This window comes from Methylobacter svalbardensis, assembly GCF_037671525.1.
In the GTDB taxonomy this organism is placed as follows: Bacteria; Pseudomonadota; Gammaproteobacteria; order Methylococcales; family Methylomonadaceae; genus Methylobacter_A; species Methylobacter_A svalbardensis.
Window position 1 is genome coordinate 32,467 of the sequence record NZ_JAWPOH010000031.1, and the last position, 11,703, is coordinate 44,169.

The window sequence follows — 11,703 nt, forward strand, 5'->3', positions numbered from 1 at the left end:
AGATAAAGTGAGACAATACATTCAGGGTATCGTAGAAAATAATCATCAGGCAACACATTTGTTGCAAATTCTAAGACAGATTCAATCCCGTTTTCATTATATCCCGGAAGAGGCGATAGAACAGCTGTCCGGCTTGCTGAACATTCCCCGAACGCAAATTATCAGCGTCATTGAATTCTACAGTTTTTTCCATCTGACCCGAAGAGGGCGATATGAGCTGTTGATCAGCGATTCGATAACCGATCATATGCTGGGCAAGAAAACTCTGCTCGACTATCTGGAAAATAAATTGGCTGTTGCAGTCGGCGAGGTCAGGGCAGATGGCGTGGTCAGTCTGGATAATACTTCCTGTACCGGCATGTGCGATCAGGGACCTGCCGGCTTGGTTAACGGCTATGCATTGACTCATCTGGATCATTCTGTGTGCGATAAAATTACAGAGCTGATTAATGAACAAAAACCCCTGAGCGAATGGCCGAGCGAATTATTTCAGGTGGAGGATAATATCCATAACCCCGGTTTATTGCTGAAGCAGACGCTTGAGCAAGGCGCGGCACTCAGAGCGGTTTTAAAGCGAGGCATCAAGGAAACGCTGACCGAAATCGATAAATCAGGTTTGCGGGGTCGGGGCGGGGCCGGATTTAAAACGGCGATCAAGTGGCAGTTTTGTTCCGAAGAGCAGCAGGCTGAGCGTTATGTGATTTGCAATGCCGACGAAGGCGAACCCGGCACATTCAAGGACAGGGTGTTGCTAAATTCCTATGCAGATCAGGTTTTTGAAGGCATGACGGTGTGCGCCGCGATTATCGGAGCCAAACAGGGTTTTTTGTATTTGCGCGGCGAGTACTTGCATCTATACGATAAACTGCAAGGCATTCTGGATCAGCGTCGCCGAAACGGTTTGCTGGGCAGCAATATTCTGGGCGCAGGATGGAATTTCGATATTGAAATCTGTCTGGGTGCAGGCGCTTATATTTGTGGCGAAGAATCCGCGCTGATCGAGTCGCTGGAAGGCAAGGCGGGTATTCCGCGCAATCGTCCACCTTACCCGGTCACCCAGGGTTATCTGGGCAAGCCTACCGTAGTCAATAATGTAGAAACGTTTCTGGCGGCGGCCAGCATTGCGGTCAATGGCGGCGACTGGTTTGCCAGTATCGGCACCGAAAAATCGAAAGGCACCAAGATACTCAGTATCAGCGGCGATTGCGCGCGTCCCGGCATCTATGAATACCCTTTTGGCGTGACGATTCAGACTATTTTGCATGACTGTGGCGCGGACGATGTGTTGGGTGTTCAGGTCGGGGGGCCGTCAGGCACCTTTATTTCTGATCAGGAGTTCGAGCGCAAGCTGGCTTTTGAAGATTTGGCCACCGGAGGCTCATTCATTATCTTCAACACCAGTCGTAATATTCTCGACATGGTGCATAACTTCACGCACTTTTTTGCCCATGAAAGTTGCGGATTTTGTACGCCTTGTCGGGTCGGAACCTCATTATTGCAAAAACAGATCGACAAGATTGTTAAGGGCCACGGTTCGGCGGGCGATGTTGTTGTGCTGGAGGAATTGTGTCAACTGGTCAAAAACTATAGCCATTGCGGCCTCGGACAAACCGCGGCGAATCCGATCTTAACCACGCTGGAGCGTTACCCGGATTTGTATCAAAGTCGATTAAAAGAAATCAGTTATGAACCGGGATTCGATTTGGATGGCGCACTGGAAACAGCGCGGCGCATGGCCAATCGGGATGATACCGGTGCGCATTTGACTCAAATAGAGGTGAACGAACATGAGTAAAAACATTACCATCGACGGCAAAACCATCCCTTTTGAAGAGGGGCAGACCATTATGGATGCGGCGATGGCAGCCGACGTCTATATTCCGCACTTATGCCATCAGCCGGAATTTACCCCGCACGGCAGCTGTAAACTGTGTACAGTCAACGTCAACGGGCGCAACTGTACTGCCTGCACCTTTCCGGCTATGGACGGCCAGGAGGTACTCAGTGAGACTCAAGAGCTGATTGACGACCGGAAGAAAATCACCCAGATGCTGTTTGTGGAAGGCAACCATTTTTGCATGTCCTGTGAAAAAACCGGCAATTGCCAGTTACAAGCCGTGGCCTATCATTTGAATATGCTCGACAACCATTTTCCATTGTTTTACCCGGATCGAAAAGTAGATGCCTCACATGCCGAGGTGATGATCGACCATAATCGTTGTATTTTTTGCGCCTTGTGCGTTCGCGCCAGCCAGCAAACAGACGGTAAAAACGTATTTGCGCTCAGCGGGCGCGGCATCCACAAGCATTTGATCGTCAATGCTGAAAGCGGGTTACTGAAAGATACTGACGTGGATGTGAACGATCAGGCTGTCCACATTTGTCCTACCGGCGCGATTCTGGTTAAACGTACCGGTTATCAGGTGCCGATTGGTGAGCGTATTTACGATCATCAACAAATCGACCAAGTCGCTTTAGCTTCGGAGCATCCTAAACATGGCAAATAAAATTAGAGTCGCAACTACATCGCTGGCAGGCTGTTTCGGCTGTCACATGTCTTTTCTGGATATCGACGAGCGCATGCTGCAATTAGTTGAAGTAGTCGAGTTTGACCGCTCGCCGCTTACCGACATAGAACACTGTACTAACTGCGATATAGGCCTGATAGAAGGTGGCGTGTGCAATTCCGAAAACGTCCACGTATTACGGGAGTTTCGTAATAACTGCAAAATCCTGGTTGCGGTCGGCGCTTGCGCCATTAACGGCGGATTGCCGGCGATGCGCAATCATATCCCGCTTGAGGAATGCCTGAATGAGGCTTATATGGACGGAATTGGCGTGGAAAATCCGCAGATTCCCAGCGACATGGAATTGCCCTTGCTGTTGGATCAGGTGCGGCCGATTCATGAAGTCGTCAAAATCGATTATTTTTTACCCGGCTGCCCGCCGTCAGCGGACGTGTTCTGGAAATTCCTGACCGATTTGATCGAAGGGCGTGAACCTTCATTGCCTTACGAGTTGGTTCATTACGATTGAGCGACCTACAAATACGAGGAAAATCATGTACGAACATTTAGAAACAGCTGAAAACCGGGACAGTTTAAAACGCGTTGTCGTCGATCCGGTGTCGCGCGTTGAAGGCCACGGCAAAGTCACGTTATTGCTGGATGCGGATAACAAAGTCCAGCAGGCCAGATTGCATATCGTTGAGTTTCGCGGCTTTGAGCGCTTCATTCAAGGTCGGCCCTATTGGGAATTGCCGGTTCTGGTGCAGCGCTTATGCGGCATCTGTCCGGTCAGCCATCATTTAGCCGCCGCCAAAGCCATAGACCAACTGGTCGGCATCGACCCTGAAAACTTGCCCGTCTCGGCGGACAAATTAAGGCGCTTGCTGCATTTCGGGCAAGTCATGCAATCCCATGCCTTGCATTTCTTTCATTTATCCAGCCCGGATTTATTGTTCGGTTTTGAAAGCGACATCAGCAAGCGTTCGATTGTCGCGGTATTGAGCGAATATCCCGAAATCGGCGTACAGGGCGTAAAACTGCGCAAATACGGCCAGGAAGTCATTCGCATGGTGTCGGGCAAGCGCATACACGGCACCGGCGCGATTGCCGGGGGCATGAACAAATCGCTGAGCAAAGCGGAACGCGACTACCTGCTCGAAGACATCGACCAGATGATAACCTGGGCGGAAGGTTCGGTTGCGCTGATCAAGAAAGTGCATTGCTCCAACCTGCCTTATTACGATGATTTTGCCACGATACGCAGCAATTATCTGGGCTTGACCAAGCCGGATGGTGCGCTGGAGCTTTATCACGGCGGTATCCGCGCCAAGAATGAGCACGGCGAAACCATTATGGATCACGTCGATTATTGCCAATATAACAATTATATCCATGAAGAAGTCCGCTCCTGGACCTACATGAAATTTCCTTATCTGTTGTCGCTGGGACAGGAACAAGGCTGGTACCGGGTCGGGTCTTTAGCGCGGGTCAATAACTGCGACTATATCGACACGCCATTGGCCGAAGCCGCCAGAGTCGAGTTTAAGGCGCACAGCGGCGAAGCGATGGTACACAGCACCCTGGCATATCACTGGACGCGCCTGATTGAACTGCTGCATTGCACAGAAAGCATTAAACAGTTGCTGAATGACCCGGACATCATGGGCTCTGATTTGGTCGCACAAGGTGAAAAACGCTATGAAGGCGTGGGCGTGATTGAAGCGCCGCGCGGTACCCTGTTCCATCACTATCAGGTCGATGAAAACGACATTGTCACCAAAGCCAACCTAATCGTTTCGACCACCAGCAACAACATGGCGATGAACGAGTCGGTGCGGCAAGTGGCCGCAGAATATTTGTCCGGCCGCGAACTGACCGAACCGTTATTGAATAATCTGGAAGTGGCGATACGCGCTTACGATCCCTGTTTGTCCTGCGCCACCCATGCGGTAGGCAAAATGCCGCTGCAACTGGAGTTGGTCGATGTTGACGGCAAGCTGATCGATAAGCTGGTCAAACACAGTGACGGTCAGATTGAGCGGGAACATGGGTAAACCGGTGTTGCTGTTCGGCTATGGCAATCTCAGTCGCGGCGATGATGCGCTGGGGCCGTTATTGTTGGAATATATCGAAACTCATTGCGACTTGGACGCGATTGAAATATTGTCCGACTTCCAATTACAAATCGAACATGCGCTGGATCTGGAAAACAGGAACTTGGTATTATTTGTCGATGCCTCCGTAGCCAGCGTCGATGCGTTTGATTTTACCGTGCTGGAGCCAGCCCGGGATAAAAGCTACACGACGCACGCGATGAGTCCTGCGGCGGTCTTGGACGTGTATCAATCGATAAAAAAGCAAACGCCGCCGCCGTGTTTTCTGCTGAGCATCAAAGCCGATAAATTTGAATTAGGCGAAGGCTTAAGTGCTAACGCTGAACATAATTTGGCAAAAGCGTGTTCATTTGCAGGGCAATTATTGGGCAATCCCGATGTTGATTTTTGGCTTAAACAGGCAAGCCATGCATGACAAAGCTGCCGGGAGCAGATTTGCACTAGCCCGAAGGGTGCATGGCTGGGTTATCATGCATGACAAATCTGCCGGGAGCAGATTTGCACTTGCCCGAAGGGTGCCTAGATGGGTTATCATGCATGACAAATCTGCCGGGAGCAGATTTGCACTTGCCCGAAGGGTGCAGGGCAGGGACAGCCATGCATGAACTCTCCCTCCTGGAAAACGTCAGGGAAATTCTGGAAAATCATGCCGTGAGCCAAAAGTTCAGCAAGGTCACCAAAGTGACCCTGGAAATCGGCAAACTTTCCAGTATTGAGCCGGATGCATTGCGCTTCGGTTTCGATGTGGTCATGAAAGACTCGCTGGCGGAAAATGCCGAATTGATCATTTCCGATATAGCCGGACTGGGAATTTGCCGGCAATGCGGACTTGAAGTTGAACTGGAAACTTCGCATGATCCATGCTCCCATTGTGGAAGTCCTAAGGTTAAAGTCATTCAGGGCGCGGACATGAAAATTAAAGACTTGATTGTTATCTAAGCAAACAAGCAAATGAATAAAGGTGCTGATGCGTAACAATGTCTCATTGATGTTTATAACTTGTTTTTATGACCATGAAGAGCATGAAGATAATGAAGGAAAGAGAATTGGGCGATTTGTCGAATAAGGATTTCTAATCACCTTTACTGTAAAGTTATTAAAGTAAGTACCAAAAAGTTTTGTTTTATAAAATCATCTCTATAGAAAACGCAGGCAGTCAATACAGCAACTTCTTCATGCTCTTCATGGTAAAAACAAATGGCATTCCCTGAAATCAACACCCAAGAATAAAATACTTTCACTCCTAAAGGCCACTATTTATGTGCGGAATATGCGGTTGCAGCCAACCAGGCAAAATTATCAAACTCCAGCCTGTAAACGGGCAAGTTCATCAGCATGACCATGACCACGGTGATCACCATCATGATCACGAAACAGAGCGTCTGGTTAAAGTCGAGCAGGACTTGCTCAGTAAAAACAATGCCTATGCGGAGCAAAACAGGACTTACTTTCAGCAGCATCATATTTTTACGCTGAATCTGGTTTCCAGTCCCGGCGCGGGTAAAACCACCTTGCTGGTCGAAACGATTAAAGTCTTAAAAGACCGTTTTCCTATCGCCGTCATCGAAGGCGATCAGCAGACCGAGCATGACGCGGATCGAATCAGAGCCACCGGCGTACTTGCGCTGCAAATCAACACCGGTCGAGCCTGCCATCTCGATGCCCACGGCATTGGTCATGCGCTCCAGGCGCTGGGCATAAAAGACCACAGTTTTTTGGCCATAGAAAATGTCGGCAATCTGGTTTGCCCGTCTTCATTCGATTTGGGCGAAGCGCATAAAGTCGTGGTGCTGTCAGTGACCGAAGGCGACGATAAACCGCTCAAATATCCGGACATGTTTCATGCGGCAGATTTAATGATCATCAATAAAACCGACTTGCTGCCGTATGTCGATTTTGATGTGCAGCGTTGTATTAACTTCGCCAGGCAGGTCAATCCGGGTATACAAATCATCCAGTTGTCATCGACCAAGGGCGATAATTTTTCCGCCTGGACAGACTGGCTTGCCGGGAACGTTAAGATCGAAGCGTAGAGCGCGCAGTGCTTTGCTGTCCACTTTTTGTTTTTCTTGATTCACGTTCGACGCACCTCTTATATTTCAGGTTATTCTAGAGTGTGTCCGGTTTAGCATAGCCACGAATTCCGCGGGAGCGACGCCTACGTCGCTCCCGCAACCCGACTTTCATGTTTCTAAGTGGCTCAAAATGCCATATAAACCTGCGCAACAATAGCGACTCCCCGGATGTTTAGTATTCTCCGCCTTTCGTAAAAACCCTCAGCCAAGCCAGGAATAATTCTGCTTTATTCAGTCCCGTCAAACAGTCTGTCGCCATTACACTGAAATAATTTGCAGTTTAAGCAACTGATTTTACAGGGCGAGTGCTGGCGACAGAAGCTCAATATCTTATAATTAGATATTATAATCTAATTATATCGTTTCATTAAAACCCTGATCTCCTCTAATATTGCACCTGAGCAACTTGTGTTGCTTATTTGGTAATCTTTTTATTCGCTATTAAATCTTAAGCTTATCGGTTTATTGAAGATAATGCCTGATTTAAGCGGCGCTTCAACATCAACGGTAAGTTTTGCAGGAGTGTTTTTATGGCATCTGATACGAGAAACCGCAGCAAAGAACAACAGATAACTGAAATCTCAGATCAGATTGCCAGTATTTTGCAAGAAATTAATTTTGGTTCAATCGAAATTATCATTCATGACAACAAGGTGGTACAGATCGAACGTAAGGAGAAGTTACGCTTTGATATATAAATAATAACTATAAATTTCTACCGTAAAAAAACGGCGAAAACAACACTACAACGTGAACCGACCGGATCACCGGAAGTTACTAATCAAAAAAAGATTTTTAAATGAAGGTAAAACTATGAAGCGTAATTTCGTCAATATTGCGACGGTAACCGGTGCCTTGGGTCTGCTGCTGGCGTTGCCCAGTTTAGTAAATGCCGAGGATTATTACGTCAAAACCAAAGGTTATCGTGTCGAGCCGGACACCGATCCACCGGCTTATGTGCGTAATTTGAGCAAAACCCAATTCGAGCAGTTTCGCGATGTGGAATGGCTGGATGTCGGTCTGGATTTTCGCACCCGTTATGAGTACCGGGAAAACGATTTGCGGCGCAGAAATAATCCTACAACCAATGCTATGCTAAATACCTATCGCAACGACCCTGACAATCTATGGCTATTGAGAACTCGCGGCTATATCGGGGTAAAAGACATTCTCGACCCGCTACGCTTTGCGGTCGAATTTGAAGACGCCCGCAGTTACAACGGCCTGTATGAAAGAACCGACGCTGACATCAACGAATTCGAACTGATTCAGGGTTACGCTGAGCTGTATTTCGACAATGCGCTCGGCCATAACCGGCCGTTAAGCATCCGCGCCGGCCGTCAGGCTTTGGAATTGCTGGATCGGCGTCTGGTGGGCAGCAATCAATTCCGCAACACCACCAACAATTTCGAGGGTTTTCGTGTCCAATTCGGCAAAAAGCAAAACGACTGGCATTTGGATACCTTTGCGTTTCATCCAGTTGAACGGTCAAAATATGATTTTGACCGGGCTGACGAAGATACCTGGTTTTACGGCGGCGTGCTGAATCTGCGGCAGTGGTCGGAGTTTATCACCATCCAGCCCTACTTCCTGGGCCGCAAGCAAAATGGCGACCCAACCAATACCGTTGCGGCTAATCGTAAGCCCGATATGGATATTTATGCGCCGGGTTTACGGGTTTATGGACTTTTCGGCGATAGCGGCTTTGATTTTGACGCGGATATCAACAAACAGTTTGGCCGCTCCGGTTCGCTTTCGGGTACAACGCAGACCTTGCGCCAGCATGATGCTCTGGCGTACTCGCTGGAATCCGGTTATACCTTTGATCATGACTGGAAGCCTCGGGCCAGCCTGTATTACGGCTACGGCACCGGCGACAAAAATTCCAGTGACAACATGAACCAGAAATTTGATGCCTTTTACGGTTTCAACCAGCCGTGGTCGCGCAACGATTATTTCTCCTGGGATAACGTTCATACCCCTAAAGCCCGACTGGAATTTACACCCTATAAAAATGTGCGTATCGACGCCGGTTATAACGCCTTCTGGCTGGAAAGCGAAACCGATGCCTGGAACCGCGCCAACCTGAGAGACAGGAGCGGTAAAAGCGGCAACTTCCTGGGGCATGAACTCGACATTCGTATGCGCCATAAACTCAATCCGTATGTCGATTGGAGCTTGGAGCTTGAGTTATGCCCGCTTCGAACCGGGTAACTTTACCCGGTCATTCGATAAGGGCAGCACGGCCAACGGCCCTTTTACATCAGAGGCTAGTAATTTCTTCTACTTCGAAGTGTCGCTGAATGCGTTTGGCGACGGTACGATCAAGTAAATGAGTGCGATAACTGCGGGAGCGATGTCGCTGCCGTAGTTATTATCTAATTTTTAGATAAGTAGTTCTAAATATATCGTTTTCATAAGTTAGCTAAGGTGCTTACCATGACCCCGGTTCCGGCACTATTGCGATAAAAACCTAAATCATTTTAATTTAAGGAAAAACCATGAAATTTACCATTCCCTTAAAACTCGTGTTTTTCAGCCTGGCCTTATTGTCAAGCGGTGCGACCCTGGCAGACAGAACGCTGCTGAATGTGTCCTACGACCCGACCCGGGAGCTCTATCAGGACTTCAACAAAGAGTTCATCAAATACTGGAAAGATAAAACCGGCGAAGACGTTAAGGTCCAGCAATCCCACGGCGGCGCAGGCAAACAGACCCGTGCGGTGATCGACGGGCTGGAAGCCGATGTGCTGACCTTGGCGCTGTCTTACGACATCGATCAAATCGCCAAAAAAGCACGTATATTGCCCGAAAATTGGCAAAGCCGATTGCCCAATAACAGCCTGCCTTACACCTCCACCATCGTGTTTTTAGTGCGCAAAGATAATCCCAAAGCGATTAAAAACTGGGATGATTTGGCCAAAGAAGGCGTTTCGGTCATTACGCCCAATCCAAAAACTTCAGGCGGAGCGCGTTACAACTATCTCGCCGCCTGGGCGTTTGGCGAACAGAATTACGGCAGCAAGGAAGCCGCCAAGGATTTTGTTAAAAAAGTCTACAAGAATGTGCCGGTGCTGGATTCCGGTGCGCGCGGCTCCACCACAACCTTTATCCAGCGCGGTATCGGCGATGTGCTGATCACCTGGGAAAACGAAGCGTTTTTGGCGCTTAAAGAGCAGGGCTCCGGCGAGTTTGAAATCATAGTGCCGCCGGTCAGCATCAAGGCCGAAACTCCGGTAACGCTGGTGGACAAGGTTGCCAAAAAGACCGGCAACCTGGATTTGGCTGAAGCCTATCTGCAGTACCTGTATTCACCGGTCGGGCAAAAATTGGCGGCGAAGCATTTTTATCGTCCTTACCAACCGGAACATGCCGATCCTGAAGACTTGAAACGCTTTCCGAAACTGGAGCTGTTTACCGTCAACGAAAAATTCGGCGGCTGGGCGCAGGCTCAAAAAGAGCATTTCGATGACGGCAGTTATTTCGATCAAATTTACGCGCCATAAGAAATGCGGCCTTGGGTTAACGGTTTTTCCGTTAACCCAAGGCCATTAACCGGAGTGCAGGCTCTGCCTGCTGCGCAAGCAAAGCTGGCACTCCAATTTACCGCACCATTTGTTGGATGGGTTGCGAAACGATACAGACCAACACATAAAAGATTATTGATATGCCACAAAGTAACATCATGCCGGGATTTCGCCCGGCCATCAGTTTTACCCTGGTTTATCTGGCCTTGATCGTGCTGATTCCGCTGAGCGCGATGCTGCTGAAAACGTTTGAGCTCAGCCTCGACGAGTACTGGGCGATACTGACCAACCCGCGTGTGCAGGCCTCGTTCCGCATCAGCTTTGGCGCGGCGCTGATTGCCGCCTTTGTTGCCGGGGTGTTCGGCTTTATCATCGCCTGGTCGCTGGTGCGCTATACCTTTCCCGGCAAACGCCTGTTCGACGCGTTGATCGATCTGCCGTTCGCCTTGCCGACCGCCGTGGCCGGTATCGTGCTGGCCGCAATCTACGAACCTCGCGGCTGGATCGGCAAGCTGGTGATGGATAGTCTTGATGTGCAAATTGCTTACAAGCCGCTGGGCATTGTCTTTGCTTTGATCTTTATCGGTTTGCCGTTTGTGGTACGCACCATTGAACCGGTGTTGCAGGAATTCGACACCGCGATGGAAGAAGCCGCCGCCAGTCTTGGCGCCACGCGCTTGCAAGCGTTTGTTAAAGTGATTCTGCCCAATATTCTGCCGGCGACCATTACCGGCGTTGCGCTGGCTTTTGCGCGCGGCGTCGGCGAGTATGGCTCGGTCATTTTCATTGCCGGCAATATGCCTTATATCTCGGAAATCGTGCCGCTGTTGATTATCACCAAACTGGAGCAATACGATTACGCCGGGGCAACCGCGATTGGTTTGACCATGCTGATCCTGTCGTTTCTATTATTATTATTGATTAACGGGCTGCAATGGTGGGTACGCCGTCGATCAGGACAACTGTGAGAGATTCGTGATGAATGCTGTTTCCGCTACCTCTTTTCTGGCTTCAAAAAAACTGACGCTGTCGGATCCCGACTGGGTTCGATACGCTTTGATCGGACTCACCCTGAGCATTATCGGATTGTTTCTGATTTTGCCGCTGCTGACCGTACTCATTGAAGCCTTTGCCAAAGGCTGGACGGCCTACAGTGCCAGCCTGACGCATCCCGATGCGCTGGCAGCGATGCGCTTGACCCTGTTGGTTGCCGTGGTCACCGTGCCGCTGACCACCGTGTTTGGCGTGTCCGCCGCCTTGGCGATAGCCCGTTTTGACTTTCGCGGCAAAAGCCTGCTGATTACCCTGATTGATCTGCCGTTTTCAGTGTCCCCGGTCATTGCCGGTTTGGTCTATAGTTTCTCAGGTAAATAATTTCCAAGCCACTACAGTAAAATTCACGCAGGGATTGCGAAATCTTCACGCATTTTCTTCATGACACACAAAACTTTACTGGCATCTTGCATATACGTCTTGAAAG

The 11,703-nt window shown here is 49.3% G+C and carries 12 protein-coding genes; all 12 read left to right on the plus strand.

Translation table 11 applies throughout. The features are described 5' to 3' along the window. Nucleotides 1-7 precede the first annotated feature (7 nt). The 12 genes from RW114_RS12685 (at nucleotide 8) to RW114_RS12740 (ending at nucleotide 11,597) form a co-directional block, all read left to right on the plus strand. Nucleotides 8-1,795 carry an NAD(P)H-dependent oxidoreductase subunit E gene (locus RW114_RS12685; RefSeq protein ID WP_340123123.1) on the plus strand — a complete coding sequence of 596 codons (1,788 nt, stop codon included), beginning with the start codon at nucleotides 8-10 and terminating at the stop codon, nucleotides 1,793-1,795. Then, nucleotides 1,788-2,507, plus strand: a complete 720-nt coding sequence (locus RW114_RS12690; RefSeq protein WP_340123124.1) for a 2Fe-2S iron-sulfur cluster-binding protein — start codon at nucleotides 1,788-1,790, stop codon at nucleotides 2,505-2,507. The genes RW114_RS12685 and RW114_RS12690 overlap by 8 nt, the downstream gene beginning before the upstream one ends. Further along, the gene (locus RW114_RS12695) at nucleotides 2,497-3,036 is read left to right on the plus strand and encodes an NADH-quinone oxidoreductase subunit B family protein (protein ID WP_340123125.1); all 540 of its coding nucleotides are present in this window, start codon (nucleotides 2,497-2,499) and stop codon (nucleotides 3,034-3,036) included. Before RW114_RS12690 ends, RW114_RS12695 begins: the two co-directional genes overlap by 11 nt. Nucleotides 3,037-3,061: 25 nt before the next feature. Beyond that, nucleotides 3,062-4,561, plus strand: coding sequence for a Ni/Fe hydrogenase subunit alpha (locus RW114_RS12700; protein ID WP_340123126.1), 1,500 nt, complete (start codon nucleotides 3,062-3,064; stop codon nucleotides 4,559-4,561). Beyond that, nucleotides 4,554-5,036, plus strand: a complete 483-nt coding sequence (locus RW114_RS12705) for a hydrogenase maturation protease (protein WP_340123127.1) — start codon at nucleotides 4,554-4,556, stop codon at nucleotides 5,034-5,036. Before RW114_RS12700 ends, RW114_RS12705 begins: the two co-directional genes overlap by 8 nt. A gap of 122 nt (nucleotides 5,037-5,158) precedes the next feature. After that, the gene (hypA, locus tag RW114_RS12710) at nucleotides 5,159-5,560 is read left to right on the plus strand and encodes a hydrogenase maturation nickel metallochaperone HypA (RefSeq protein WP_340123128.1); all 402 of its coding nucleotides are present in this window, start codon (nucleotides 5,159-5,161) and stop codon (nucleotides 5,558-5,560) included. A gap of 320 nt (nucleotides 5,561-5,880) precedes the next feature. Further along, on the plus strand, nucleotides 5,881-6,654 hold the full coding sequence (gene hypB / locus RW114_RS12715; protein ID WP_340123129.1) for a hydrogenase nickel incorporation protein HypB: 774 nt from the start codon (nucleotides 5,881-5,883) through the stop codon (nucleotides 6,652-6,654). Between the two features lie 572 nt (nucleotides 6,655-7,226). After that, on the plus strand, nucleotides 7,227-7,394 hold the full coding sequence (locus RW114_RS12720; protein ID WP_340123130.1) for a YezD family protein: 168 nt from the start codon (nucleotides 7,227-7,229) through the stop codon (nucleotides 7,392-7,394). A 115-nt stretch (nucleotides 7,395-7,509) separates the two neighbouring features. Further along, nucleotides 7,510-8,910: an alginate export family protein gene (locus RW114_RS12725; RefSeq protein WP_340123131.1), complete on the plus strand. Its 1,401-nt coding sequence runs from the start codon at nucleotides 7,510-7,512 to the stop codon at nucleotides 8,908-8,910. A 287-nt stretch (nucleotides 8,911-9,197) separates the two neighbouring features. Beyond that, nucleotides 9,198-10,202, plus strand: coding sequence for a sulfate ABC transporter substrate-binding protein (locus tag RW114_RS12730; RefSeq protein ID WP_340123132.1), 1,005 nt, complete (start codon nucleotides 9,198-9,200; stop codon nucleotides 10,200-10,202). Nucleotides 10,203-10,363: 161 nt separating this feature from the next. Next, on the plus strand, nucleotides 10,364-11,191 hold the full coding sequence (cysT, locus tag RW114_RS12735) for a sulfate ABC transporter permease subunit CysT (protein WP_340123133.1): 828 nt from the start codon (nucleotides 10,364-10,366) through the stop codon (nucleotides 11,189-11,191). 10 nt (nucleotides 11,192-11,201) lie between these two features. Then, the gene (locus RW114_RS12740; protein ID WP_340123134.1) at nucleotides 11,202-11,597 is read left to right on the plus strand and encodes an ABC transporter permease family protein; all 396 of its coding nucleotides are present in this window, start codon (nucleotides 11,202-11,204) and stop codon (nucleotides 11,595-11,597) included. The last annotated feature ends 106 nt before the right edge of the window (nucleotides 11,598-11,703 follow it).